This is a genomic window from Leucobacter sp. VD1, from assembly GCF_037150695.1.
Taxonomy (GTDB): Bacteria; Actinomycetota; Actinomycetes; order Actinomycetales; family Microbacteriaceae; genus Leucobacter.
Map to the genome: position 1 here is coordinate 37,176 of NZ_JBBCPO010000001.1, position 25,916 is coordinate 63,091.

Below are 25,916 nucleotides of genomic sequence, written 5' to 3' on the forward strand. Positions count from 1 at the left end.
GGCGCAGGAAACGTGAAACGCCCCGCACGGGGCGGGGCGTTTCACGTGGTGGGATGGGGGATCCCGAGGTGTGTTCGGTTTAGGAGGCGAGCACCTGATCGAGCACCTCGGAGGCCTTCTCCTCATCGGTCTTCTCGGCGAGCGCGAGTTCGGAGACCAGGATCTGGCGAGCCTTCGCGAGCATGCGCTTCTCGCCGGCGGAGAGCGAGCGCACTTCCTGGTCGCGGCGCCACAGATCGCGCACAACCTCTGACACCTTGATCACATCGCCGGAGGCGAGCTTCTCGGTGTTGGCCTTGTAGCGGCGCGACCAGTTGGTCGGCTCTTCGGTGAAGGGGGCGCGCAGCACCTCGAACACACGCTCGAGGCCTTCTTTGTCGATGACATCGCGCACACCGACGAGTTCGCAGTTCTCGGCCGGGACCTCGATGGTGAGATCGCCCTGATCGACCTGCAGCTTCAAAAAGAGCTTCTCTTCACCGCCGAGCTTGCGCTTCTTGACATCGATGATCCTGGCGGCACCGTGGTGGGGGAAGACGACGGTCTCTCCGACCTCAAATTGCATCGAGTTGGCTCCTTTACAGCAGTTCAAGTACTAGAATACCACACTCGTCACTTCAGAGTTAGGCTTACCTAAGCTGCACGTGGCAAACCGGGACCGGTATGATGAGTTCAAACTGTGATCGCGTATGCGACGCATGTCATCGAACCACCGCTCGGAGGACCTCTTGAAGATTCGGATCGCCTCGTCCATCGCTCTCGCGGCGGCGCTCGCGCTCGGCGCGACCGGATGCAGCCTCATCGCACCCCAGGGCACCACCGCGCCCTACGCGCCCAGCGATGGCCGCGACATCTCCACCAAGAACGTCGACGTGCGCAACATCATGCTCATCGCCGACGAGACCGGTGAGAACTTCAACGTGGTGTTCAGCGCCGTCAACCGCAGCGGCAGCGTGCAGAAGCTCATCATCAACTTCGTGGGCAAGGGCTCGGCCGCCGCCAGCGCCGAGTTCGAGATCCCCACGGGCAACACCCGCTTCGGCAACCCTGATGGCGAGCAGACCCCCGTGCTCGTATCGCTGCCCGGCCTGACCCCCGGTGCGACTGTCGCCGCCTACTTCCAGGCCGCAGGCAGCCCCGAGGTCGAGTACCAGGTTCCCGTGCTCGACGGCACGCTCGCCGAGTACCGCGACTACGTGCTGCCCGCCGACTTCAGCGGCCCCAGCAAGAAGGCCGAGCAGTCCACGGAGAAGCAGCAGGAAGCGGCGGAGTCGCACATCTCCGACAACAACGAGGACCAGCCCCAGTAAGGGCGAAGCCCCACACACGAAGCGCCCCCGGATCCGAGGATCCGGGGGCGCTTCGTGTATCTCGGCTGATTCCCTCGGGCAGAGCAAGGGGCGAGCATCGTGCGCGATCAGCCGAAGCGGTAGCCCACTCCGCGCACCGTCGAGATGAGCGTCGGCTTCGACGGCTCCTCTTCAATGCGCGCCCGGATCCGCTTGATATGCACATCGAGTGTTTTGGTGTCGCCGTAATAATTGCTGCCCCAGACACGGTCGATGAGCTGGCCACGTGTCAGCACCCGCCCCGAGTGGCGCATCAGCATCTCCAGCAGCTCGAACTCGCGCAGCGGCATCGCGATCTCCTCGCCGCGCACCGTCACTGCGTGACGCTCCGAATCGAGGCGGATCCCCAGCTCGTCGAGCACCATCTCGTCGAGCTCCTCCTCGCGTTCCTCATCGCCTGCGCCCGAACGCCGCAGCGCCGCCCGCACGCGCGCGAGCAGTTCACGCGTCGAATAGGGCTTCGTGATGTAGTCGTCCGCGCCGAGTTCGAGCCCCACCACGATGTCGATCTCGCTGTCTTTCGCGGTGAGCATGATCACTGGCACGCGAGAGGTGAGGCGGATCGCGCGGCAGACCTCCGTGCCCGGCAGACCAGGCAGCATGAGGTCGAGCAACACCAGGTCGGGGCGCGCGCTGCCGAACACTGTGACAGCCTCGGCACCGTCGTCGACGACGGTGACCCGGTAGCCTTCCCGTTCCAGGAGAAAGGCGAGCGGGCGGGAGATAGACTCCTCGTCTTCGACGAGCAGAATGTGCTGGGCCACTGCGGGGTCCTTTCTTCTGGGCTTACTGGGCAGCTTCGGGGGCGGACGCGGTCTCGGAGGATCCGCGCGTGGCTCGGCGCGCCTTCTTTGCACGCTTCGAGCTCTTCGTCGAGCCCTCGGGATCGTGGAGCGGGAACGTGAGCGTGAAACTCGAGCCGACCCCAGGCTGCGACCAGACATCGACATCTCCGCCGTGCGCGCGCATCGTGTGGCGGGCGATGCTGAGCCCGAGACCAGTGCCGCCGTCGCCGCGGGTGCGGGCACCATCGACCCTGTAGAAACGTTCGAAGATGCGGGCTTGGTGCTCGGGGGCGATACCGGCGCCCTGATCGGTGACCGTTACGATGAAGCTGCGGCGGCGGATCGTCATGCCCACGCCCACCCTGCCGCCGTCGGGGGAGTGCCTGATCGCGTTGCTCAGCAGGTTCGCGACGGCGGCGCCGAGCGAAGCAGGGCGGCCGAGGATCACGGCATCGCGATCCGTATCGGATTCGTCGGTGACCACCAGCTCAACACCATGCTGCACCGCGAACTCCCGGTGCGACTCGACCTCACTGCGCACGAGGTTGCGCAGGGATACCGATTCGCGGTCTTCGGGGCGCAGCGCAGACTGCGCCTCTGAGAGCTGGATGATGTCGCGGCTCAGCTCACCCAGCCGGCGCGACTCCTTCACCAGGCTCTTTGCGAAATCGAGCACTACCGCAGGGTCGTCGGCGGCCTGCTGCACCGCCTCGGAGAGCAAGCCGATTGCTGCGATCGGGGTTTTCAGCTCGTGACTGACGTTCGCGATGAAGTCGCGTCGCATCGCGTTCACGCGCTGTTCTTCGCCGAGATCCTCGGCGAGAACCACGGCGAAGCGCCGCTGGATGCGCACGATATGAATGCGCACCGTATCGGAAGGGTCGTTCGGATCTGGTTCATGGGTGTCTGGGATGCCCGTGGTCATCACCCGTCGCACCCGCTGCAGGAACTCGGGATTGCGAATGTCGTCGTCGCTGATGTGACGCTCCTGGCGCGCGATCGGGTTCGCGTATACGGGGGTCAGTGAAGAATCGAGCACAACTGCGAACATGTCGATTTCGTCGAGGATCGTGGTGGCGACCTCTTCAAGCTCTGGGCGCAGCTCAGCTGCCCGGAGACGGCCCGCCCGGCGCATGCTCAGAATGGCGACGGCGACGCCTGCGCCGACAACCGCACCCAGCGCCGTCGAGGCGAGAACGAGCAGGGAGGGGTCCATGTCTTTTATCGTAGAGGTGGCCCCCGACCGGAGATTCAGAGTTCAACTGTTGTTCACCTGCCCGTGCGCCGTGGTTCACCGGCCCGGCCCAGACTGGTGAGGGTGCCCGTTGGGTGCAGGATTTAGAGAGGAAACGGCATGCGTGAGGTCTTTCAGCAGGAACTGCGCGAGGTGCAGGAGCGCCTGGTCAAGATCGCCGAGCTCGTAGAGGCGGCGATCGAGAACGCCACCGCAGCCTTCGGCAACTCCGACGTCGCACTTGCGGAGCAGGTGCTCGACGGTGCCGAGGAGATCGACGTGCTCGCGGCGCAGCTCGACCAGCTCACGATCGACATCCTCGCCCGGCAGCAGCCCGTTGCCTCCGATCTGCGCCTTATGGTCGGTGCGCTGCGCATGAGTGCATCGCTGGAGCGTATGGGTGACCTGGCGCAGCACATTGCGCAGCTCGCCCGCTACCGCTACCCCGAGAGCGCAATCCCCAAGGGGCTGAAGAAGATCTTTGTGCGCATGGGGGCGCTCGATGTCGAAATGGCGAGCAAGATTGTCGAGCTGCTCAGCGCGTTCGATGCGCGGGTCATCGAGGAGGTGCGCGATCTCGACGACGATCTCGACGAGCTGCACGCCAAGGTCTTCGAGAAGGTGCTCAGCGACAAGCTCGCCGACAACCCGATGGGGGCCGTCGATGCGACGCTCGCGAGCCGCTACCACGAGCGTTTCGGCGATCACGCGGTGAGCATCGCGAAGCAGGTGCAGTTCTTCCTCAGCGGTACCCTCGACTGAGGCGCGCTGAGGTTCGCCGCGCCAGGGATCGATCGCGCGTCTGTCGCATCCGCGTCTGCCGTGCGGCCGGCCGCAGGTAGGCTTAGAGGGTGAAACAACGCATCTACGACTCGCGCATGCAGCAGGTCGTCGATCTTGAGCCCCGCGAGGCGGGCAGGATCGGCCTCTACGTCTGCGGCCCGACCGTGCAGTCGGCCCCGCACATCGGGCACCTGCGCAGCGCGCTCGTCTACGACCAGATGCGACGTTGGTTCACGGCGACCGGGCACGAGGTCACGCTGATCCGCAATGTCACCGACATTGATGACAAGATCCTCGACAATGCTCGCGCGGCGCAGCAGACAGGCTCACGCGAGCAGTGGTGGGCGCTCGCCTATCGGGTAGAGCGTGACTTCTCTGCAGCCTACGACGCCATCGGCGTGCTGCCGCCCAGCTACGAGCCGCGGGCGACCGCGAACGTCGCCGAGATGGTGGCGCTCATCGAACGGCTCGTCGAGCGCGGCCACGCTTATGCGGCCACCGACGGTTCCGGCAGCGTCTACTTCGATACCGCCAGCTGGCCTGCGTATGGTGCGTTGACGCGCCAGAGCCGTGAGCAGATGGAAGACGCCGCCGATTCTGCGAACGCTGGGGGCAAGCGCAACCCGCAAGACTTCGCGCTGTGGAAGGCGCACCGCGAGCACGAGCCGGTATCGGCCTCGTGGGAGTCCCCGTGGGGGCGTGGCCGGCCGGGCTGGCATATCGAATGCTCGGCGATGGCGACGCGCTACCTCGGCGAGGAATTCGACATTCACGGCGGTGGGCTCGATCTGCGCTTCCCGCACCACGAGAATGAGCTGGCGCAATCCCAGGCGGCAGGGCACCCCTTCGCACGCCACTGGATCCACAACGGCCTTGTGAACACCGGCGGCCAGAAGATGTCGAAGTCGCTGGGCAATTCGCTGTTCGCAGCGGATCTGCTCGCTGCCGCGCGACCCATCGTGCTGCGCTACTTCCTCGGATCCGCCCACTACCGCTCGGTGCTCGAGTTCTCGGAGCACTCGCTCGCAGAAGCGGATGCTGCATTCTCGCGGATCGAGAGCTTCCTGGAGCGCGCAGCTGAACTCGAAGGAGCCGAGCAGATTCCCGCACCCGGTGCGACCGGTGCCGCGCAGCGACTGCCCTCGGCGTTCGTCGAAGCGATGCTCGACGACTTCGCCGTGCCACAGGCGCTCGCGGCTGTGCACGGTGCCGTGCGCGCCGGCAACGCCGCGATCGACTCCGGCGACGCCGCTACCGCGGTGGCCCGCGCCACAGAGCTCGCCGCTATGCTCGACGTGCTCGGCCTCGACCCGCGCGCAGCGTCGTGGGCCGGCGCCGCAGGCGGATCCGCTAGCGAACACGCGAGCGCATCCGCGCTCGATGCACTCGTGCAGCAGCTCGCCAATGAGCGCGCCGAGGCCCGCAAGAACAAAGACTTCGCCGCAAGTGACGCAATTCGCGACCGCTTGCTGGCAGCCGGCATCGCGCTGGAAGACACCCCGAACGGAACTCGCTGGAGCCTGTCATGAGTAATAAGAAGAGCCGTACCGGCGCCGTGCGCAAGAAGGGTCTCGGCAAGGCCGTGGGCTCGGGCGGGCAGGGGCGTCAAGCCCTTGAAGGCCGCGGCCCCACACCTCGCGCCGAAGACCGCGAGTATCACGCCGCATACAAGGCCAAGAAGTCGCGTGAGCGCTACGAAGCTGCCAAGCTGCGGCACGCGGGCGGCTCGGGTCGTTCGCCTGAGCGTGGTCGCGGCGGGTCGAAGAAGGACGAGTCGGAGCTGGTCACCGGCCGCAATGCGGTGCTCGAAGCGCTGCGCACCCGTATCCCCGCTACCACGCTGTACATCGCCGCTCGCATCGAGATGGACGATCGCACGCGTGAGATCCTGCGCCTCGCGACGAACCGCAACCTGCCCGTGCTCGAAGTAATGCGTCCCGAGATGGATCGCATGACCGAGCGCGACACGGTGCACCAGGGTGTTGTGCTCAAGGTGCCTCCGATGGAGTACGCGCACCCCCTCGAAATGCTCGACGAGATCATCGCCCGCAATCAGGTGCCGCTGATCGTCGCACTCGACGGCGTGACCGACCCCCGCAACCTGGGGGCGATCATCCGCTCTACCGCAGCCTTCGGCGGGCAGGGCGTCGTGGTGCCCCAGCGCCGCTCCGCCGGCCTCAACTCGGCCGCTTGGAAGACCTCTGCCGGTGCCGCGGCCCGTATCCCCGTGGCGATGGCATCGAACCTTACCCAGACGCTCAAAGAGTTCAAGAAGCAGGGCGTGTTCGTGCTGGGGCTCGACGGCGGCGGCGATGTTTCGTTGCCCGGGCTCGAACTGGCCGATCGCCCGCTCGTGCTCGTGATCGGCAGCGAAGGCAAGGGCCTGTCGCGTCTCGTCACCGAGCACTGCGACGCCGTCGTGTCGATCCCGATCTCCTCTGCAACCGAGTCGCTCAACGCGGGTATCGCGGCGAGTGTGGCGCTCTACGAGGTGGCGAAGCTTCGCGCTGAGTAGTGGTTTCGCCCGCTTGGTTTGCGGGTGTGTGGGCCTCGATTTCGGGGCCCCCACACCCGCGCCTGGAGCGAGCGTTCGTGCGCGATCGCGTGCGAGCTGCGCCGGGTCGTCTCACAGTACTGTGAGGTCGGTGGCTCGCCACCGACCGGCGCAGTGCTCGAAGCGCAGCGCGACGGCGCATGACCGTGGCTGGGCGTAGAGCACGACGGTTGCCTCGATGATGTGCGGGAGTGGGCGCCCGATATGCGCGCGGCCTGGAGTCGCGACGATGCGGCGTTCGTCGTGGTAGAGCGTGCGTCGCTCGGTGCGGGCCGCCCGGCGTTCCTGCAGCTGCTGCACGACTGCGGGAGTGACCCAGCCGCCGAGCTGTGCAATCGCGCGAGTGCCTTCGAGTGCTTCAAAGGCGTAGAGCGCAAGCTTCTGGATCAGTTGCGGAGGCGGGGCGGGAATGAGGCTATCGGAGGGCGGGTCCGCGGCTCGGTCAAGGGCAGGAGCCGTGAGTGCGGGCACCGCGCGCAGGTGCCGGGCTGGGCTGCTGCGTTCTGTAGCGGCGGGAGCGGGAGGGGGAGCGGGTGCGGGCTGCGCAACTCGCTCGGAAGCTGGCGGAGGACTTGCGCGCACCTGAGTGCTGCTGGCTGGCCTGAGAGCGGCGGAAGATGACATAGCGGTCTCCTTTCAACCCGGCGAATGTCGCGCCAGGCGATGATGCGACGGTGCATCGTCGTGACTTCAGCGGCAGATGTCGTGGAGTCAGTGGAAGGTCCATGCTAGAGAACACCCAGTTATGCCAGTCAAGTGCGTTTGGAAACTGGTCAAAGAAGCTGTGTTATATCTGTGCTGAGTTGTAGTTCTGTCAGTTTGCTTGAAATGCGGAGGATCTGGGCCAACGTGTGGACGGTGAGAGGCTGCACCCGCATTTCGGTGGTGGGAAAAATTGGTTTTCCTGAGGTTGTGGTGCCCTAGGCTGAGGGGGTGGCTACTCTGCGTGATCTCGCGACGAAGTACTCGACCCTGAACGAAGAGGAGATCGAGTGGCTCGAGCTGCTCGCCCTTGACTGGCAGCTGCTCGCCGACCTCGCCCTCAGCGATGTCGTGCTGTGGGTGCCCACGGAGAACGGCGACTACCTCGCTGTGGCGCACAGTCGCCCGGCCGGTTCGGTCACGCTGTTCTACCGCGACGTGATCGGTGAGTTTCTGCGCCCGGACTGGCGCGAACTCGTCGACGAGGCGATGGGCACCGGCGAACCCGTCATCTCGACATCACCCGCCTGGTACGAGGAAAACCCGATGCGTCTCTCCGCCTACTCGGTGAGCCGCCGAACCGAGAACGGTGAGCATGGCCCCTTCGCGGTTGCGACAGTGCACACGAGCGTCGCCGACACCCAGAAGGCGTCGCGGATCGGTGCGGCATTCCGCGAGGTCTCGGACGACATGTTCGCGATGATCCAGCACGGTCTCTTCCCGTCGCCGGGCACCTCCGCCGGTCGTGAGCACGGCGCACCGCGCGCCTCGGACGGACTCGTGCGCATTGACCTTGAAGGAACCGCGACGTTCGCGAGCCCCAACACGCAGACGATCTTCAACAGGCTCGGCTTCCGTGACGAGCTCGAGGGCGAAAACTTCGCTGAGGTGATTGCTGAAATCGTCAAGGGGCAGTTCGACACCAACGAGTCGCTGCCGCTTATCGCCCAGGGCAAGGTGGCGAAGCGTGGCGAGATCACCGCGCGCGGACGCACCGTGAATCTCAGGTCGATCCCGGTGATCCGTGACGGAGCCCGCGTGGGCGGCATCGTGCTCACCCGCGATGTGACCGAGTTGCGACAGCAGGCTCAAGAACTGATCACCAAAGACGCCACGATCCGCGAGATTCACCACAGGGTGAAGAACAACCTGCAGACTGTCGCCTCGCTGCTGCGAGTACAGGCGCGACGAGCCCGCAGCGAAGAGGCGAAGCAGGTGCTCGGTCAGGCCATGCGCCGCGTCGCCGCGATCGCCGTGGTGCACGACACGCTTTCGACGGGGCTGTCGCAGATCGTCGACTTCAACGTGGTGTTCGACCGTGTGCTGGGGCTCGCCGCCGAGGTCGCCAGCCTGCACAACACCACAGTGCACCTGCGCAAGGAAGGCGAGTTCGGCGAGCTTCCCTCGGAGTACGCCACCCCGCTCGCGCTGGCCCTTACGGAGATCGTGACGAACGCCGTAGAGCACGGCCTCGCCGGTCGCGAGGGCGAAGTGCTCATCAAGGCCAACCGCAGTGACGACAGGCTCTCGGTGGAAGTTATCGACACGGGAACCGGCCTGCCCGGCGGCACCGTCGGCGACGGTCTCGGAACCCAGATCGTGCGCACCCTGGTCGAAGGCGAACTGGGCGGCAGCATCGTCTGGGGCCCCGACGCCGGGGGCGGCACTCGTGTGGCCGTGCAGGTGCCCTTGCACTGGATCTCTGCCCAGACGCGAGAGATTCCCCGCATCCCCACGACGACGCGTGAAAACCCCCGAGTGCTGCCGTAGACGGAGGGTGCTGGGGCTAACCTGAGTGCTGGTCCTGCGGCTGGGGCTAGCCTGAGTGCTGGTTCTGCGGCTGGGGCTGGCGACTCGTTCCTCCTGCGAAGATGCGCTGGGCTCATTGACGCCGGCCGTCTCTGCAGCGGCAGCGCTTCTCCGCGGAGTCATCGCATCTCCGCGGAGTCAGCGCTTCTCTACGCTGCTAGCGCCTCCCGCGCAGCAGAATCGCGCCGCCCACCACGAGCAGCAGCACTCCGAGGCCGATTACCGTGGCTGTGATCCACCACGCGGTGTCGATGCTGTCGCCGCCGAATGCTCGCTGCGCGGCGTAGCCGCAGAACGCGAGGATCAGCGCGCCCCAAACGATCGGAGCTGTGCGGGGCCCCACCTTACTCGGGGCTGAGGACGGATTCGAAGGGGGTGCGGCGTTTGGGGCAGCCGCGTTCGGGGCGGCAGCATTCGCCGTCGGCGGGTGCTGTGCCGGTGATGTGGCGTCTGCAGGCCCAGTGGCTCCCACTGGGCCTGCAGCGCCGGAGGCGTCCACCGGGCCGGTGGGGTCGGAGTCGGGGTGGTTCGTGTTCATCGCGCCATCTCCTGTTCGAGGTCGTTCACGGTGTTGAGCAGATCTTTGCGCTGCTGTTCGAGCTGTCGCCGCTCCGTGGCGCTGAGGCCAGGTTCTTGCAACTGCCACTCGACTCGATCGAGCGATTGCCGGGCTTCCGCGAGCTGCTCACGGTCGGCAGCCTGCTGCTCGGCGAGATCGCGACGGCTCTGATCGGAGAGGCGATCCCGCTCGGCCGTGCTGCGCTCTGCGAGCCTGTCGGCGGTGGTGCCACTGCCCTCGATGTTCACGGTGCCTGCCAGCAGGTAGACCGTAACGTGCGCGGTCGATTCGTCAGCGAAGGCGTCGCTGTTGGTGGCCGCGGTGTTCCCAGTGTCGTGCGAGAGGAAGAGGCCGGAGAGCCGGGGGGTGTCTCGCCCAGAGGCGTCTTCTTCCACGGTGCCCGCGAGCACCCGCACTCGGACCGCGGTGGAGCGATGCTCAGGCAGCTGAATCGAAGTTGTGCCAGCGAGCATCCAGATCTCAAGATCTTTCGGCTCTTCGGGGAGATCGTCAAGGTCGCGCAGATCGACATTGGTCGTGCCCACAAGAACGACGGTTCCCGCCGGGCTAAGCCCGTCGACGTGCGCCGTGCCGAAGGGGTGGAAGCGGGTGCCCCAGGGGAGCACGACTGTGAGGAGCAGCGCGAACACCCCGCACGCTGCGAGAAAACCGACCCAGCCGGTGTGCCGACCGCGCACTCCCGCCACGATGAGCGAGACGGCGAGCACGGCGAGTGCTGCGATGATTGCCGCGAGCAGGGGCGCCGGAGCGACGCTGCTCACCTGCGGTGGCGTGTCGAGCCCCATCACCCAGAGCGCAGTGCCTCCGGCAGCGAGCAGCGCGAGTGCGAGCGTGAGCACCGCCTGCGCAGCACCCATGCGGTGCGCGTCGTGGTGCTGCGCGTAGCGCGCGCTCCACTCGTCGGCCTGGCGACCGACCTCGTCGCCCCAGCGTGTGGCCTTCTCTCCGACGCGCTCGCCCCAGGCCGCTGCCCCGTCAGCAGCGCGCCGCGCGAAGTCGTCGGTGCGCTCGGTGAATGAGCGGGTGTCTTGCTCTGCTGTGGGGTGGGCGGATCCAGGGGTCCCAAGCGGTTCGGTGCCCGAGCCGTCGGTCGTCGCCGCGAAAGCGGCACCGTTCGGCTGAGCAGGGTACGACCCGGTCGCAGCCTCAGTGGATTCGGTGGCGGAATGCGGGCCGGCACCCGCGCTGGACTGGTTGTGCTGCTGCGCCTGCTGCTGCGTTTGGTGCTGCTGCTGCGCCTGGCTACGGCCCCGGTTCAGCGTGGCCTTCCTCAGCCAGAGCAGACCGAACACGATGATCGCGATCCAGAACAGCCAGGCGGCGGTGCGCGGAATCCAGCCAGGTATGTTGACCGCGCTCCAGATATCCCAGCCCCAGGGGCCGGAGATGCCGAGCAGCGGCACCCCTGCGAACGCGGTTCCGAAGGCTGCCGGGATGACGACAAGTGCGCCGATGACGATCGCCGCAGTCACCACCCCGGCTGACGCTCGCCCCCGGAAGATGTCTTCGAGGTGAATGCGGCCGCTGCTGTCGGGCAGCAGCAGCCAGCCGGCCAGGTAAAGGAGCACGCCGGGACCGCCGAGCAGTGCCAGCACGATGAAGATGCCGCGCACGATGAGGGGGTCGATGCCGGTTCTGGCGGCGAGCCCTCCGGCCACGCCGGCGAGCCAGCGATCGGAGCCGCGCACGATGTCGAGGTCGCGGAGCCAGGCGAAGAAGCCGTGCCCGGCGGGGGCGCCTTCGGGGCGTTCGGAATCTGGTGAATCGTTCATGCTTCGAGTCTGACGCTGACCACCGACACTGTGCCATCGGGGTTCACCCTGAGCGACCCCTGAGGTTTCGACCCCGAGCCCCTTGGTGTCGGTGGCCCGTGCTTGGATGGAACCATGCAACGACCACCTCTGACGCGATCGCGAGACGCCGGCGTTCTCGCCGGCGTCTGCGCCGGCCTCGCCGAACACCTCGGCTGGCCGCTCGCGATGGTGCGCGGGGTCATGCTCGCCTCGTGCGTCTTCGGTGGAGCCGGCGGGCTGCTGTATCTCTGGCTCTGGGGCACGGTGCCGTTGGCTGGCGACGAAGACGGAGTGCTGCCATTGCGCCGTGCCCTCACGAGGCCGGCGGCCGACCAGCCGCGGCAGCCCGCTCCGGCATCAGGCGGGTTCACGAGAACAGCCCCGCATGGCACCGATTCGAGGCCTCTCTCAGTCGGCCCGAGAGCGTCGGCGGCCTCGGCGGGGCCTGCACGCCTGGCAGCGCTCACGGATGCCTCAGGGTCGGCGGGGGATGCCCGAGCGCCCGGCCGAACCGAGCCACCTGGCGCGAGTGAGGCCGGGTTCCGGAGACGATGGCCCATTGCTGAACTGCTGCTCGGGGTGTGTCTGTTGATAGCAGGGGTCGGGCTCGTGCTCGACCGCCTGGGGGCTCATCTCGAACTCGAGCTGATGCTGCCCGCGCTTGCGGTGCTCGTCGGCGTTGGGCTCACCTGGTGGCAGATCGCGGATCGCGATCGCCCTGACCGCAATCAGTTGCCCCGCGTGCTCGGGGCACTCGCGCTTGTTGCTGTCGGGGTGCTCATGATCTTCGTCACGTCACGCGAGCCGAACGCCTGGACCGTGGTTGCCGCGTCACTGGCCGTGCTCGCTGGAGTCGCCCTCGCGATCGCGCCGTGGCTGCTGCGGATCAATCGCGAGCTGATCGCGGAACGTGCTGCTCGTGCTCGCGAGGCAGAACGCTCGGACATCGCAGCGCACCTGCACGACTCCGTTCTGCAGACACTTGCGCTGATCCAGCAGCGGTCCGAACCAGGCAGCGACGTTGCGCGCATTGCTCGCGGCCAAGAACGAGAACTGCGTGAGTGGCTGTTCCGTTCTGCAGACGGTGCCCCGCCGGCACCGCGTGCGGCTGTCGACGCAGATCTTCGGGCGCACGCCACGGCGCTCGAAGAGGTGCACGCCGTGCGCTTCGAAATTGTCTCCGTCGGCGGCAGTGCCACCGCCCCCGAGGCGATTGTGTTGGCCGCGCGGGAGGCAATGCTCAACGCTGCGCGCCACGCCGGCGGAGACGTGACGGTCTATATCGAGGCTGCACCGCACCGCATCTCCATCGACATCACTGATCGGGGGCCTGGCCTCGACGCGGAACAGCTGCCCGAGGGTCGCATGGGCGTGCGCGAATCGATCCTCGGACGCATGGACCGAGCAGGGGGATCCGCGAAGATTGTGCCGGGCCCAGGAGGCGGCACCTCGGTGCGCCTCGCGATGCCTGTCGAGCAGTCGGTGCCAGAGGCGGATGCGCGGCCCGCGGCCGCACCCGACACACACGAGCCACGAGGGAGCACACAATGACCGATCCGCACGAATCTGATGGTGCAGGCGGAGACGGTGCACGAGACGCCACCGCACACGAGCAGACGGTCCCCTCAATCCGGGTGGTGATCGTCGACGATCACCAGATCTTTCGCACCGGACTCCGGGCCGAACTCGGCCCGGAACTCGACGTGGTGGGTGAGGCTGCGAACGTCGATGAGGCCGTCGCCCGCATTGCCGCGCTGACGCCCGACGTGGTGCTCCTCGACGTGCACCTGCCAGGCGGAAACGGAGGCGGCGGGGCCGAGGTGGTGCAACAACTCGCAGGAGATCCCGCGCTGCGTGCCACGCGCTTCCTCGCCCTCAGCGTCTCCGACGCCGCCGATGACGTGGTGAGCGTCATCCGTGCCGGCGCACGCGGCTATCTCACTAAGGCTGCGTCAGGCTCCGAGGTGACCGCCGCGGCGATGCGCGTGCACGGCGGAGACGCGGTGTTCTCGCCGCGGCTTGCCGGATTCGTGCTCGACGCCTTCGGTGCCGGAGGGGGCGAGACCGCCGCGGCCGACGACGAACTCGACAGACTCTCAGCGCGAGAGCAGGAAGTCATGCGCATGATCGCCCGAGGCTATGCCTACAAAGAAGTGGCAGCAGAGCTCTTCCTCTCGGTGAAAACCGTCGAAACCCATGTGTCGAAGGTGCTCCGCAAACTCCAGCTCTCAAATAGGCACGAACTCACCGCCTGGGCGCTGCAACGACGCCTGCTCTGAGCATCGGCATCGTGGCCTCGGGCGCTCCGCGATTGGAGAAAGCCAGCCGCCCCCGTCAGCTCCATCCAGGCAGCCACAGGTGCAGCTGCCAGAACCAGTCGGCGACGGGCATCCCCGTCCAGACCGGAACGAAGAACACCGCCAGCACCGCCGCCACCACCAGAAACACAGTCACTGCGATCCGCCGCCCGAGCACCGCACTCGGCTCGCCGTCGAGTGCCAGCACGAACCGGGATCCGCCCCCGGAACGCAACGGAAGGCCGCACAGCAGACCGAGCACCATTGCGAGTGCCAGCGCAGAGAACGGCGTCAACACCACCGCGTAAAACTGGAACACCGCCGAACGCGAGAAGGTCAGCACCCACGGAAGCCACCCCGAGAGGAAACCAGTCAGCACGAAGGCGCCCGCCAGGGGGAGCGGGCTGATCGCAGTCGCAGCCTCAGCCGCGAACCCTCGCTTCGAGCGAAGCAATTGCCGCACGATCAGCCAAGCGAGCACGAGCAGCGCCGCAGCGCCGCCCCACGTCACCAGCGGATTCGGCAGCGGCGAAACACCCGAGACGCATTCGTGCCACGGGCATTCCTCGGTCCAGCGCGCCTCATACATCGCCGTCGGAACCAGCGCGAGCGGCCAGCTCAACGGATGCGACTGAAACGGATGGGGCGCGGTCAAGGTGCTGTGCCAGGCCAGCATTTCGGCGTGGTACTCGACGAGAGCCGCAGGCCAGGGCGTGCCGGGCGTGCGCGCCCAGCCACCGGGGTGCGTGATCCAGCCCACCCAGCTCGCAAGATAGGCGAGGGCAGCGGCGGGCAGTGCCGACACCGCCACGAGCCCGGCCTGGAGCACCGACCTCCAGAAAGCGCCGCGCTCACAGCGGCGTAGCCGAATAAGCAGATCACGCAGCGACACGAAGACGAGGAAGAACGCCAGCGGGTAGAGCCCCGACCACTTCACAGCCGCAGCAGCGCCGAAGGCAAGCCCGGCGGCGATGAGCCAGGGCCGCCACACGAGGACCGGCCCAGACTTCCCGATCCGCCCCGCCGCCCCACCCGGCCGCTGCCGCGTCCGCAAACGACCCTCGGCCCGGCGCGACGACCACTCGATGTCCAGCCACACGAACAGTGCGCCCATCGCGATGAACAGCGTGAGAAACCCGTCGAGCAGCCCCACCCTGGTGAGTACGACATGCACCCCGTCGATTGCGAGCAGCAGCCCGGCGAGCCACGACATCACCAGGCTGCGCGTGAGCAACCAGCCGAGCAGCATCACGATCCCCACCGTCGCCACTCCCGCAAGAGCGACCGCGCTGCGCCACCCCCACCCGTTGTCGGGGCCGAAGACCAGAATCCCCAAGCCGATCAACCACTTGCCGAGTGGCGGGTGCACCGCGTTTGACGGAGCATCGCTGAACGCGGTCGCACGGCCCCCAGCCATCGAAGGGTCGTCGTCAGGCCACACCGTCGGAAAGCCGTGCGCGAGCTGGCTGATCGCGTCGCGCACATAGTAGAGCTCGTCGAACACGAGCACGCCGGGGCGCCCCAGCGCCCAGAAACGGAGCGCGGCCGCGATCCCGAGCACCAGCACAGGCGCGATCCACCGCAGCCAGTGCAATCCCCTCATGCCCCCAGAATAGGGCCGCCGCGCGTCACCGCCACCGCATGCCGCGCTGCTCAGGGCGTGGATCGCAGCTCAGGCTGATCGAAACACACGAAACCACGAGTCTGAGCTGCGATCCACGGCCTGAGTGGAGGTGGGAGATGGGATCGCCCACTCGCGAGGGCTACGATAGTGGGGTGATTACGCGGCTCAGCAACTACTTCCTGAAGACTCTCCGTGAGGATCCCGCAGACGCCGAGGTGGCCAGCCACAAGCTCCTCGTGCGCGCGGGCTACATCCGCCGACAGGCGCCCGGCGTGTTTGGGTGGCTGCCGCTGGGCCTGCGCGTCAAGGGCAAGATCGAGCAGATCATCCGCGAGGAGATGGCCGCGGCCGGTGCACACGAGGTGCACTTCCCAGCAATGCTGCCGCGCGAGCCCTACGAGGCAACCGGGCGATGGGAAGAATACGGCGACGCCCTGTTCAGGCTGCAGGATCGGCACGGCGCCGATTACCTGCTCGCGCCCACACACGAAGAAGCCTTCACACTGATGGTGAAGGACATCGTCTCGTCGTACAAAGACCTGCCGCTGTCGCTGTATCAGATCCAGGACAAGTACCGTGACGAGGCCCGGCCCCGCGCTGGACTGCTGCGCGGACGCGAGTTCACCATGAAAGATGCCTACTCCTTCGACGTCTCCGATGAGGGGTTGGCCGCGAGCTACCAGAAGCAGCGCGACGCATACGAGCGCATCTTTGCGCGTCTCGGTCTGGAATACGTGATTGTGTCGGCCGATGCCGGTGCGATGGGCGGATCGCGCAGCGAGGAGTTCCTGCTGCCGACCGCGATCGGCGAGGACACCTTCGTGCGCTCCGCCGGAGGCTACGCCGCGAATGTCGAAGCCTACGAGACTCCCGTGCCTGACCCCGTGCCGGCCGAGGTGATTGCCGACCTGCCGCAGCCGATCGTGTTCGATTCGCCCGACGCCGCCACGATCGAGACCCTCGTGGCCCACGCCAACGTGGTGCTGCCGCGCGAAGATGGCCGCGCCTGGGAAGCCTCCGACACACTCAAGTGCCTCGTCTTCGCCGTCACCGACCTTGAAGGCGAACGCTCACTCGTGGTGATCGGCGTGCCAGGAGACCGCGACGCCGACATGAAGCGCGTCGAGGTGGCGTTCCCCGGTTGCGAGGTCGAGCCCGCCACCGCCGCCGACTTCGAGAAGCACCCGGAGCTGGTGAAGGGATACATCGGTCCTGCTGCGCATGGCAAGGCCGTGCTCGGGCTGGAAGGATCGAGCGGTATTCGCTTCCTGCTTGATCCGCGGGTTATCGACGGAACCCCCTGGGTGACCGGTGCAAACGAGTTTGAGAAGCACGTGGCGCACCTCGTCGCCGGGCGCGATTTCACCGCCGACGGTGTGGCCGATGTCGCCACCGTGCGCGATGGCGACCCCGCTCCCGACGGATCGGGCCCCATCGAAACCGCCCGTGGCATGGAGATCGGCCACGTTTTCCAGCTCGGCCGCAAGTATGCCGAGGCGCTGGGCCTCAAAGTGCTCGACGAGAACGGCAAGCTCGTGACCGTCACCATGGGCTCGTACGGTATCGGAGTCACTCGCATCATGGCGATTCTCGCCGAGCTGCACCACGATGACCGTGGCCTCATCTGGCCGGCCGCAGTGGCGCCGTTCGACGTGCACCTCGTGGCGACCGGCAAGGACACTGCCGTGTACGACATCGCCTCGTCGCTTGCGTCGAGCCTTGAATCAGTGGGTGCTGACGTGCTATTTGACGATCGCCCCAAGGTGTCTCCCGGCGTGAAGTTCGGCGACGCCGAACTGCTGGGTGTGCCCCGCGTCGTGGTCGTAGGCCGCGATGCAGCTGAGGGGTTCGCCGAGGTATGGGATCGCGAGGCCGGCACCAAGGAACGGGTGGCGCTGAGCGAGGTTCCTGCGCTCTTCGAGGCTTCGCAGTAACGTACCTCGGCGCGGAATCGCGCGACATTCGAGGCCCCGGATCGCACGGCGATCCGGGGCCTCGTGCGTTCCGCGGTGCTTCGCTCACAGTTGGGGTCGGTGGGTGATCGTGCTGAGTTATCCATAGATTGTCTCATTGTTCTCTTTTGCAATGCATAGTCTTACTAGGGTTTGTGTTATCGATACGCATCGATAATTCATCCTGGCTGACGAGGTGTGCTCGTTGGCCCCAGCGATTGGAACCACCATGGCAAACATCAGCGTCTCCTACGCCGAGATCGAGCAGTCGGCCACCCAGTTGGGAGTGGGACGCGACGAGATCACCCAGAAGTTGCAGCAGTTGCAGCAGCAGATCGCGGCGCTGGTGTCGTCGGGCTTCGTCACCGATCAAGCATCGGTGAAGTTCAACGACGCTTACACCCAGTACACGGTGAGCGCAAACACCGTGATCGAAAAGCTCACCGAGATCCAGAGCTTTCTCACCCAGACCGCGAACGCCATGCGCGACATGGACGCGCAGATCGCGGCGCGGATCAACTAGCGCGAGGTGAGCGGTTCGGGAGAAGGGAGAGGCGTGTGGTGCCCGATGTGAAGGTTTCTACCGCAGGTTTGGACGTAGCAGCGTCCGGGCTGCGACGAGCAAGCGGTGCGGTTGCCACGAGTGATGTGCTGACATTGCCGATGCGCGGTGCCGCCACCTACGAGGGCGTGACCGGTCGTATCGATGCATTTATTCAGGCTGTCGCGAATGGCATGGAAGAGCTTTCAGCCTCGCTGGCGTGCTCCGGCACTGCGGTGGATACCATCGCTGATGCTGCGAAGCAGACCGATGCGCGTCTTGCGCAAAGCGTGAGTTGTGGCATTGCAGTTGCGGCCTCGACATGACCGTAACCTATCCCGTGATCGAGGGCGGTGTGCTGCAAGAGCGGTCGCCCATTGTCGGGACGCCGGACGATGCATCTCAGGCGGCCCACGTGCTGCGCCGCGTAGTGCGTCAGGTGGAAGACATGGTTGGGCACGTTGCGCAGGCCTCAGGTACTCTCGGTGCAATGCGGGGGGTGAGCCTCGCGACGCTGCGTACCCGGCTCGACGGACGGGTGGTGCCCGCCGCTCGCGCATTCACGCATTCGGTGGCTGCAGGTGCGCAGGCCTTCGGAACCTATAGTTCCAAAATCGAGGGAATTCACCGTGCGGCCCGCGCAGTCGTTGCGACGGTGGAATCCGATCTTCACCTGATCATCGCAGCGTCACGTCGACTCGAAGCTGCTTGTGCCGGTCTTGAGGTGAATTCCTCCTGCGTGCCCGACGCTTGGCACGAACCGCCGAGTGTGTGTCCGCCTGCGAGCTCTGTCGGGGCAATGCGTGGCGGATCCGAGCTGGACGATCCTGCGGCCGCAATGCAACGAGCGGCGAGGCGTGCGGCGCGGGCTCAGGCCGAGACAGACTGGGTCGGTGCAGCTCAAGTATGGGTGGGCGCACTGGAACGAATCTCAGCAGAGCAACGCATGTGGCGAGCTTTGGTCGAAGACCGGAGGGCCGCCGAGTACGCACTTGTGAACGCATTGGATCATACGGATCTCGGCGAGCTGATTCGTTTCTCCGGCGGTGCCGTCTAATCAGGCATGTTCACCGCCGTTCTCGGCGGAGCAGAGCAGTCGCAAGACTTCGCTGAAGATTCGAGTTTGCAAGAGATTCTCTCGGGTGAACTTTCTGAGCCTGAAGTCGCTGCAGCGTGGAAGTCAATCCGCGAGTCGCGGAGGTACGGAAAGGATGACGTGCGTGACCTTCCTCTCGAAGTGCTCGCAGTGCTGGCTCGGACGAACGGTGTTCCGGCTTGGGTGCAGGACATTGCGGGGCGAGCCGTGCTCGAGCGTGCTCTGACTGATCCTGCTGCGGGGTACGAACTCGTGTACGGGTCACGGCACGGTGATCCACTTGCTCTCACAGAGTTCATACGACACATCGAAGGGTTGAACGAGGCGCTCATCAGCGCTGAAGGGAAAGTCGGACGGGCGCGCCCCAAAGCAACGAAGATCCAGTTGGTGAATCTGGGCGTTCACGATGGTGCCCTGACCGCTGGGATCTCGCTCGGTGACCTCGATCGCGCATCTCATGTAGGGGTGAACTATGCAGGCATGGGTTCAAGCGTCGCAGGAATCGGCAACGGAGTGGACGGCGTTGCGGAGATTTTCAAGGAAGCCCAAAGGGGGTTTCCGGGCGGATCGTATGCGGTAGTGATGGTGATCGGATATCGAGCTCCCTCGTTCTGGGGTGTGGGGTCGATGACGCGCGCGACCGGGGCCGCGGAGAATATCGCGAGCTTTCTTGATGGTATTCAGGCCAGTCGTGGCACGAGACACGCTCCTCTTGAACAGTTCGCGGTGTTCGCTCACTTATACGGTTCGACCGCGGTTGCGGAAGCGCTGCAGCACAGCTCGCTGGACTTCAAAGTCGACAACGTCGTGACCTACGGATCCGCCGGGTTCGCGGCCGACACTACCTCTGAAGATCTGAGACACGGGATCAAGGACACGGGGCGTCTGTATGCAACGCAAGCACAGAAGGATTCGCTAGCGCAGGTGCCGATTAAAGCTCAGGAAGGAACGGATTTCTACCTGAGCGATCGGATCGATCCGCGGCAGATCGGAGCCGTTGAGTTCTCGGCTGAGGGGGGCAATGGCGAGAAACAAACCAACGTGCATGACATGTTCGTGCCGGAGTTCGATGAAAACGGTGCGCCGAGCGATGAGGTCGGGTATCTGTCGCCCGGGACAAGCTCGGTGAGAGAAGCCGCATCGGTTCTTGCGACAGGGAAGTCGAGGAATGTCCTATGAGATCGGGAGTAGCTCGAGTATTCGCGGTGGCCGCGCTACTGCTGTGTGTGGCGGCTTTGTCTGGGTGCGTCCGCGCCGAGAAGGAGAACGGAGAGGTCGGCGTGATGCTGAAGAGCGATGTGCGAGATGTGGCTGGGCTCGCCCGGTCTGAAGTGGAGCGGATGCCCCTCGGGGAGCAGTTCGCTCTGCTGGGTGAGCGGTATGACCGGTTGCAGGATCTCTTGGCTGAGGCCCAGATGCAGGTGAGTGGGGACAAATGGAAGTACCTCACCCGGGGCATGGCTCCAGAGAACGGGTTGTTTGCTCCGGGAGGCGCACTGCCAGGAGCCGGAGGTGAGGATTCCTACTACCTAGGAGCTGACCGTGCGATAGAGCTTCCGGGAGCGGTGGGGGATCGGGCCGACCTTGATTCGATGCTTGCGTACTTCGACGCTCAGGGCTGGGAATACCAGATCAACGATGTGGCGGAGTTTCACCACGAGGTGTACGCCGATACGGGGGACGGGTACAGGCTGGAGTATCGCGTGCAGGCGAACGGGTGGTACGTGATGAGCGTGTCTGCCGGTCCTTTCTGGGGGAGTGACAGCGTGCTTACAGCTGAAATCGTCAAGCGCACGCCCGATGAAGCTTTCGAAGACGAGCTCACGGTCCCCGGGGTGCGGGTGCCTTTCCCTGCCTGGGATGATCCCGTAGTGAACCCGCCGAAGCAGAAGCGATAGTGATCGGTGCTGCGCGAGCCGGAGAGGTGTGAGCCGTGAAACTGAAGGTGTCGGTGGCGCTGCCGCACGGCGGCGAGCGTGATGTCACGCTGTCGTGCGACGTTACGGCGACTGTGGCCGATGTCGCACGGGCGTTGATCCGCGCGGGCTTTGGTGCTGATCCACGGTTCCTGGAGATCGCGAACCGCAGATTGGCGCCGCTGACGCTGCGTACCGGCCGCGATGGCGCTCGTGCGCTGCTGCTCGACCCCGCCACACCAGTCGCGGTTTCCGGTCTGCAATCCGGTCACGTGATCCAGCCAGTGCCGGAGTTTGGGTTCTCCGGCCCGACTCAGCGCGTGATCGAGACCGCGGCATCCGTTGAAGTCTTGAACGGCGAACAGCGAGGCGTGTACTTCAGCCTGATCGCGGGCAGCAATGTCATCGGACGCGACCACAACTGCAGGGTGCAGTTGCTCGATCAAAGCGTGTCGCGCCGCCACGCGGAGGTACGTATCGATCGCGCCGGTGCCATCTCCGTGAGAGATCTCGGCTCGGCCAACGGGGTGCTCGTCGCCGAGGAGCGCCTGCTCGGGTACCCCATCACCGCCCCGACGACGCTGCGACTGGGGGCGGTCGATCTGCGCATCACTCCGGGTGCTCCCTCACCTCATTCCCCAGTGCTGTCTCATCGGGTGACGCACACCCGGTCCCCACGGGTGTCCCCGTATTTTCCGGCGTCGAAGCGTGAGTTGCCGGCACCCCCGACGCCCGCTGATCCCAGTCGGATGCCGATGCTCGCAATGCTCGCCCCCATGCTGATGGGCGGCGCGATGTATGCGATCACGCAGTCGCCGATGAGCCTCATGATGGTTGCGTTCTCGCCGATCATGATGATCGGGTCGTGGCTTGATGGGCGGATCGGCGGGCGTCGCAAGCTCATGCGAGAAACTGGCCGCTTCGAACGAGAGTTGGCGGGAGAACGGGCCGAGCTCGCTGCGTTGCGGGAACAAGAGATCACGGTGCGGGCGGCTGAGACGCCCACCACCGAGGAGGTGCGCGTCGCGATCGAGCAGCGGGACGAACTGCTCTGGACCCGGCGCCCTGAGCACCGCGCATTCTTGGAGGTTCGATTCGGCGACGGAATACTTCCCAGCCGCACGGAGATGGTGATGCCTGAGCGAGGCGAAGCCCCGCGCATGCAATGGGATCGGGTGCGTCTGCTCGCCGACGAGTTCGCGCACGTTGCGCCTGTGCCGGTCATCGAACGGCTCGATCGTTGCGGTTCGCTTGGTGTTGTCGGCGAGCGGTACTGGGCCGAAGGCGTCGCGGCGTCGCTGGTGCTGCAACTGGTGGGGCTGCACTCGCCTCATGAACTCGTGTTCGCATGCTTCGCCGGCGCAGAGCATGACGAAACCTGGGGGTGGCTGAAGTGGTTGCCCCACGTCGATCCAGTTGCCAGCCCCATTTCAGGCTGGCAGATCGCCGACTCGGAGACGAGCTCGGTTCGGCTGATCACCGCCATCGAGGGTGTGCTCGAATCTCGTATGGCGGCTCGCGGCACACGCACCGCTGTTCGTTCGCACCTTGCCGCCCACACCCGCAACGACGACGCGCAGGGCGAGGTTGTCTTGGAGCTGCCCACGCTGCCCGCCATCGTTGTGCTGGTGCTCGAAGATGGCCTTGTCGATCCGGCACGCCTCATCGAGCTCGCAGAGACCGGCCCTGACTACGGTGTGCATGTGCTCTGGGTCGCGGGCAATCGTGCCTCGTTGCCGGCAGCCTGCCGCACCTTCGTTGAGCTCGGCCGCGGCGAGGGGCGCGTGCACTTCGTGCGTTCGGCTACGATCGTGCCGCTGTCGCGGCATGAGCACGTTGAATCGCCGCTGGCCTACGATCTCGCGCGTCGGCTCGCACCTGTTGAAGACACTGCAGCGCGGGTGCTCGATGAGACTGACCTCCCGCGGGCCGTGAACCTGCGCGAATTGCACGCCACCGATCTGCTCGGCGGTGCAGCACCGATCGCTCAGGCCTGGGCCGACAGTGGATCTCTGATCTCCGAGTGGCAGCAGGGGCAAGATCGTGAGCCGATCTCGCTCGCAGCGGTGGTGGGGCAGGGTTCGGAGGGGCCTGCGGTGCTCGATCTGCGCACACACGGCCCCCACGCCCTCGTCGGGGGCACCACGGGTGCCGGAAAATCTGAGTTCCTGCAGAGCTGGATCATGAGCATGGCCGCGAAGTTGAGCCCCGATAGGCTCACGTTTCTATTGGTGGACTACAAGGGCGGTGCCGCATTCGCTGAGTGCGTGGATCTGCCGCACTCGGTTGGGCTCGTCACCGACCTCAGCCCGCACCTCGTGCGCCGGGCTCTCACCTCCCTGCGCGCCGAGCTGCGTTACCGCGAAGAGTTGCTCGCCGCGCACGGTGCTAAAGATCTCATCTCCATGGAGCGGCGTTCGGCTGCGGAAGCCCCGCCGGTGCTCGTCATCGCGATCGACGAGTTCGCGGCGCTCGCGAGCGACGTGCCCGAGTTCGTCGCCGGGGTCATCGACGTCGCCCAGCGTGGTCGATCCCTCGGCCTCCACCTGGTGATGGCGACGCAGCGGCCGGCCGGCGTCATCACCGACAACCTCCGGGCCAACACGAACCTGCGGGTTGCGTTGCGCATGGCTGATGAAACCGACAGCGCCGACGTGATCGGCGTGAAGGATGCTGCGCTGTTCGACGCGGAGACCCCGGGTCGTGGCGCGATCAAAGTGGGGCCCGGCAGGATCACCCACTTCCAGACCGGGTATCTCGGCGGGCGGCCCTCGGCGGAGCATCGCGCTGCCGACATCGAGCTGCGGTCCCTCGGTTTCGTGGAGAGAGAGCCGTGGAACATCCCATCCGAAGCGCGTCCGCCAACACGAGGCAGCCGCCAGGCTCGTGACATTGAACGACTGCGTGACGGCATCGTCGAAGCTGCGCGTTCACTTTCGCTGGTGCCGCCGCGCCGGCCGTGGCTCGACGAATTGCCGACGTTACTCACGCTCGCGACGCTGGATCAGCGGATCGCTGACGGTTCGAATGCGCCCATCGGCTTGCGCGACGACCCTGCCGCGCAAGCCCAAGACCCGGTGTGTATCGACTTCGAAGAAGCCGGCAATGTGTCCATCATCGGGGCTGGCGGCACCGGAAAGACGAGCGCTCTCATCACCCTCGTCACCTCGCTGAGCGCTGCAGCACGCAGCGAGCCGGTGCAGATCTACGGCATTGACTGCGCAGGAGGCGCGCTGCAGACCATCAGCCCGCTGCCGACAGTCGGCGCCGTTGCGCCTCTCGCCGATGACGAACTCATGCATCGAGTGCTCCGCCACCTCAGTGAACTGATCGATGAGCGCGGCCCACGCTATGCCGCGGTGCGCGCGGGCGGGCTTGACGCCTATCGGGCTGCGGAGCCGCAGCGCCGGGAGCCCCGAGTGTTCCTCCTCATCGATGGCTTCGCCGCCTTCCGGCAAGCCACAGAATCGATGGGAGGCTCTGATTCGCCGTTTCAGCTGCTTGGCGACATTATGATGCGCGGACGCGCTCTCGGTGTGCATGTGATCCTCACGAGCGATCGGGCTTCGGCGATTCCGGCGTCGATGAGTGCGAGCCTGCAGCGTCAGTTCGTGCTCAGACTCGCCAACTCGCACGACTACGTTTCCCTCGGAGTGCTCGCCGATGCGCTCGAAGACGCCCCGCCAGGGCGGGCGCTTCTCTCGGGAGACGACCGTGAGATCCAGTTCGCGGTTGCCGGGGGTGCTGACCTCATCGCGCAGTCGGCGGCGATCGAAGTGCTCGCTGCCGAAGTGAGCCAGCGGGACGACGAGCCCGCACCGCGCATTGTGAATGCGCCCGAGCGGCAGCCACTCTCTGAGCTGCCGGCGACCATCGACGGTCGGCCGGTGTTCGGGATCGACGTGCGCAGCTTCGAGCCGGTGGTGATGCCGTTCTCCGGTCTCGGCGTGATCGCCGGTCCGAGTGGAGCTGGCCTCTCCCAAACGGCGCTGTGCTGCGTGGCCGCCGTGGAACGAGCTGCGGCGGAGCGGGGCGAAGTACTCGAAACGGTGCTGCTCAGCTTCGATGAGCGCGGCATCGGAGGGAGCCGCCACTGGGATCGAATTGCAAGCGGCGCAGCCGACATCGAGCGGGTCGCCGCCGAGCTGGTCGTGGCCCTCGGCGGACAAGTCCCGGCACGAGGCCCGCTGCTGGGAGGCGGGGCACTAAATAGTGGGCTTGGCAGTGGGATGGGTGTCGGGCTTGCAGCTACCGGCCTTGTGGGTGCTGGAGCCGTCAGTGCGGCCGGTTCCGACGGCGTCGGTGGCGTGGCGACGGTAGCTGCGGAGGCTCAGGTTCCCGCCTTTCCAGCGGTGTCAGGGGCCCGCGGCGTGATCGTGATCGAGCGGCCCGCGGAGGCTGAGGGGACCCAGGCCCTGCCGCAGCTCGTCGCCCTCGTGAAAGTCGCGCGCCGGGCCGGGGTGCTGGTGCTTTGCGAGTTCGAGACAGGCACCGCGAGTGCCGTGTGGGATCTCTACCAGGCGCTCAAACAGCCGAAGTGGGGGCTGTCGCTGCAGCCTGACCAGCACGAATCCCAGAGCCCGTTCCGTGAAGATCTCGGTAGGGTGCGTCGAGCAGACTTCCCGCCGGGTCGCGGTTTCGTCATCGAGAACGGTCGGGCGCATCCGGTACACGTGGCCTTCGCCGATTCTGCGACGTTGCAAGAAGCTCTACTGGCCTGACGAGGGCCCACCTCGCAACGGGTGCCCGGCGTCCCTTGCGCCCGATCTGGGCGGGCGCCCCAGCCGGTCGCCCAGCCGCCACAGGGCTATCGGGCGTGACCCGGCCGGGGCCCCGATCCGCTGCGGAGACACGTGGGTTAGAATGCTGGTTTGATCCGATGCCGGATCGATAGCTGAATA

Annotated in this window: 21 protein-coding genes; 14 read left to right on the top strand and 7 right to left on the bottom strand. The window is 66.1% G+C overall.

The window, feature by feature from the left end; translation table 11 throughout:
• Positions 1-79: 79 nt before the first annotated feature.
• A complete protein-coding gene (locus WFL22_RS00180; protein WP_017883579.1) occupies positions 80-565 on the bottom strand; it encodes a CarD family transcriptional regulator in 486 nt (161 codons plus the stop codon).
• A 163-nt stretch (positions 566-728) separates the two neighbouring features.
• On the opposite strand from WFL22_RS00180, the gene WFL22_RS00185 reads away from it, so the two are divergent.
• Positions 729-1,310, top strand: a complete 582-nt coding sequence (locus WFL22_RS00185; protein WP_336990965.1) for a DNA modification methylase — start codon at positions 729-731, stop codon at positions 1,308-1,310.
• Positions 1,311-1,417: 107 nt separating this feature from the next.
• Here WFL22_RS00185 and WFL22_RS00190 read toward each other — a convergent pair whose 3' ends face one another.
• Positions 1,418-2,113 carry a response regulator transcription factor gene (locus WFL22_RS00190; RefSeq protein ID WP_336652764.1) on the bottom strand — a complete coding sequence of 232 codons (696 nt, stop codon included), beginning with the start codon at positions 2,111-2,113 and terminating at the stop codon, positions 1,418-1,420.
• A 22-nt stretch (positions 2,114-2,135) separates the two neighbouring features.
• On the bottom strand, positions 2,136-3,350 hold the full coding sequence (locus tag WFL22_RS00195) for a sensor histidine kinase (protein ID WP_336652763.1): 1,215 nt from the start codon (positions 3,348-3,350) through the stop codon (positions 2,136-2,138).
• 138 nt (positions 3,351-3,488) lie between these two features.
• Here WFL22_RS00195 and phoU point away from each other — a divergent pair, with 138 nt between their 5' ends.
• From phoU to rlmB, 3 genes are all read left to right on the top strand, one after another.
• Positions 3,489-4,130 carry a phosphate signaling complex protein PhoU gene (gene phoU / locus WFL22_RS00200; protein ID WP_336652762.1) on the top strand — a complete coding sequence of 214 codons (642 nt, stop codon included), beginning with the start codon at positions 3,489-3,491 and terminating at the stop codon, positions 4,128-4,130.
• 89 nt (positions 4,131-4,219) lie between these two features.
• A complete protein-coding gene (gene cysS, locus WFL22_RS00205) occupies positions 4,220-5,680 on the top strand; it encodes a cysteine--tRNA ligase (RefSeq protein WP_336652761.1) in 1,461 nt (486 codons plus the stop codon).
• The gene (rlmB, locus tag WFL22_RS00210; protein ID WP_336652760.1) at positions 5,677-6,666 is read left to right on the top strand and encodes a 23S rRNA (guanosine(2251)-2'-O)-methyltransferase RlmB; all 990 of its coding nucleotides are present in this window, start codon (positions 5,677-5,679) and stop codon (positions 6,664-6,666) included. Before cysS ends, rlmB begins: the two co-directional genes overlap by 4 nt.
• 111 nt (positions 6,667-6,777) lie before the next feature.
• Here rlmB and WFL22_RS00215 read toward each other — a convergent pair whose 3' ends face one another.
• Positions 6,778-7,176 carry an Rv3235 family protein gene (locus tag WFL22_RS00215; RefSeq protein ID WP_336990967.1) on the bottom strand — a complete coding sequence of 133 codons (399 nt, stop codon included), beginning with the start codon at positions 7,174-7,176 and terminating at the stop codon, positions 6,778-6,780.
• 462 nt (positions 7,177-7,638) lie between these two features.
• On the opposite strand from WFL22_RS00215, the gene WFL22_RS00220 reads away from it, so the two are divergent.
• Positions 7,639-9,177, top strand: a complete 1,539-nt coding sequence (locus WFL22_RS00220; RefSeq protein ID WP_336652758.1) for a sensor histidine kinase — start codon at positions 7,639-7,641, stop codon at positions 9,175-9,177.
• A 196-nt stretch (positions 9,178-9,373) separates the two neighbouring features.
• Here WFL22_RS00220 and WFL22_RS00225 read toward each other — a convergent pair whose 3' ends face one another.
• Positions 9,374-9,754, bottom strand: coding sequence for a hypothetical protein (locus WFL22_RS00225; RefSeq protein ID WP_336652757.1), 381 nt, complete (start codon positions 9,752-9,754; stop codon positions 9,374-9,376).
• Complete coding sequence (locus tag WFL22_RS00230; RefSeq protein ID WP_336990969.1) at positions 9,751-11,568, bottom strand: PspC domain-containing protein; 1,818 nt, start codon at positions 11,566-11,568, stop codon at positions 9,751-9,753. The genes WFL22_RS00225 and WFL22_RS00230 overlap by 4 nt, the downstream gene beginning before the upstream one ends.
• 114 nt (positions 11,569-11,682) lie before the next feature.
• Here WFL22_RS00230 and WFL22_RS00235 point away from each other — a divergent pair, with 114 nt between their 5' ends.
• Entirely contained in the window at positions 11,683-13,140 is a 1,458-nt protein-coding gene (locus tag WFL22_RS00235; RefSeq protein WP_336990970.1) for an ATP-binding protein, read from the top strand.
• Positions 13,137-13,868, top strand: coding sequence for a LuxR C-terminal-related transcriptional regulator (locus WFL22_RS00240; protein WP_442918947.1), 732 nt, complete (start codon positions 13,137-13,139; stop codon positions 13,866-13,868). Before WFL22_RS00235 ends, WFL22_RS00240 begins: the two co-directional genes overlap by 4 nt.
• 55 nt (positions 13,869-13,923) lie before the next feature.
• On the opposite strand, the gene WFL22_RS00245 is transcribed toward WFL22_RS00240, so the two are convergent.
• A complete protein-coding gene (locus WFL22_RS00245; RefSeq protein WP_336990971.1) occupies positions 13,924-15,489 on the bottom strand; it encodes a phospholipid carrier-dependent glycosyltransferase in 1,566 nt (521 codons plus the stop codon).
• Positions 15,490-15,662: 173 nt separating this feature from the next.
• On the opposite strand from WFL22_RS00245, the gene WFL22_RS00250 reads away from it, so the two are divergent.
• The 7 genes from WFL22_RS00250 to WFL22_RS00280 all read left to right on the top strand — a co-directional run bounded on the left by WFL22_RS00250 (position 15,663) and on the right by WFL22_RS00280 (position 25,736).
• Positions 15,663-17,444, top strand: a complete 1,782-nt coding sequence (locus WFL22_RS00250; RefSeq protein WP_336991778.1) for a proline--tRNA ligase — start codon at positions 15,663-15,665, stop codon at positions 17,442-17,444.
• A gap of 247 nt (positions 17,445-17,691) precedes the next feature.
• Entirely contained in the window at positions 17,692-17,985 is a 294-nt protein-coding gene (locus WFL22_RS00255) for a WXG100 family type VII secretion target (protein WP_336990973.1), read from the top strand.
• Positions 17,986-18,020: 35 nt separating this feature from the next.
• Positions 18,021-18,329, top strand: a complete 309-nt coding sequence (locus WFL22_RS00260) for a hypothetical protein (RefSeq protein ID WP_336990974.1) — start codon at positions 18,021-18,023, stop codon at positions 18,327-18,329.
• Complete coding sequence (locus WFL22_RS00265) at positions 18,326-19,060, top strand: hypothetical protein (protein WP_336990975.1); 735 nt, start codon at positions 18,326-18,328, stop codon at positions 19,058-19,060. The genes WFL22_RS00260 and WFL22_RS00265 overlap by 4 nt, the downstream gene beginning before the upstream one ends.
• A 6-nt stretch (positions 19,061-19,066) precedes the next feature.
• On the top strand, positions 19,067-20,278 hold the full coding sequence (locus tag WFL22_RS00270; RefSeq protein WP_336990977.1) for an alpha/beta hydrolase: 1,212 nt from the start codon (positions 19,067-19,069) through the stop codon (positions 20,276-20,278).
• Positions 20,275-20,997 (top strand): hypothetical protein, encoded by a 723-nt coding sequence (locus tag WFL22_RS00275; protein ID WP_336990979.1) that lies wholly within the window; start codon positions 20,275-20,277, stop codon positions 20,995-20,997. The genes WFL22_RS00270 and WFL22_RS00275 overlap by 4 nt, the downstream gene beginning before the upstream one ends.
• A gap of 35 nt (positions 20,998-21,032) precedes the next feature.
• Complete coding sequence (locus WFL22_RS00280; protein WP_336990980.1) at positions 21,033-25,736, top strand: FtsK/SpoIIIE domain-containing protein; 4,704 nt, start codon at positions 21,033-21,035, stop codon at positions 25,734-25,736.
• Positions 25,737-25,916: the final 180 nt, after the last annotated feature.

What these genes read in the sequence shown, in the direction of transcription:
- WFL22_RS00180 (WP_017883579.1), bottom strand. Translation starts at nt 565, where the DNA reads ATGCAATTTGAGGTCGGAGAGACCGTCGTCTTCCCCCACCACGGTGCC.
- WFL22_RS00195 (WP_336652763.1), bottom strand. Translation starts at nt 3,350, where the DNA reads ATGGACCCCTCCCTGCTCGTTCTCGCCTCGACGGCGCTGGGTGCGGTT.
- phoU (WP_336652762.1), top strand. Translation starts at nt 3,489, where the DNA reads ATGCGTGAGGTCTTTCAGCAGGAACTGCGCGAGGTGCAGGAGCGCCTG.
- rlmB (WP_336652760.1), top strand. Translation starts at nt 5,677, where the DNA reads ATGAGTAATAAGAAGAGCCGTACCGGCGCCGTGCGCAAGAAGGGTCTC.
- WFL22_RS00225 (WP_336652757.1), bottom strand. Translation starts at nt 9,754, where the DNA reads ATGAACACGAACCACCCCGACTCCGACCCCACCGGCCCGGTGGACGCC.
- WFL22_RS00230 (WP_336990969.1), bottom strand. Translation starts at nt 11,568, where the DNA reads ATGAACGATTCACCAGATTCCGAACGCCCCGAAGGCGCCCCCGCCGGG.
- WFL22_RS00235 (WP_336990970.1), top strand. Translation starts at nt 11,683, where the DNA reads ATGCAACGACCACCTCTGACGCGATCGCGAGACGCCGGCGTTCTCGCC.
- WFL22_RS00240 (WP_442918947.1), top strand. Translation starts at nt 13,137, where the DNA reads ATGACCGATCCGCACGAATCTGATGGTGCAGGCGGAGACGGTGCACGA.
- WFL22_RS00245 (WP_336990971.1), bottom strand. Translation starts at nt 15,489, where the DNA reads ATGAGGGGATTGCACTGGCTGCGGTGGATCGCGCCTGTGCTGGTGCTC.
- WFL22_RS00255 (WP_336990973.1), top strand. Translation starts at nt 17,692, where the DNA reads ATGGCAAACATCAGCGTCTCCTACGCCGAGATCGAGCAGTCGGCCACC.
- WFL22_RS00265 (WP_336990975.1), top strand. Translation starts at nt 18,326, where the DNA reads ATGACCGTAACCTATCCCGTGATCGAGGGCGGTGTGCTGCAAGAGCGG.
- WFL22_RS00270 (WP_336990977.1), top strand. Translation starts at nt 19,067, where the DNA reads ATGTTCACCGCCGTTCTCGGCGGAGCAGAGCAGTCGCAAGACTTCGCT.
- WFL22_RS00275 (WP_336990979.1), top strand. Translation starts at nt 20,275, where the DNA reads ATGAGATCGGGAGTAGCTCGAGTATTCGCGGTGGCCGCGCTACTGCTG.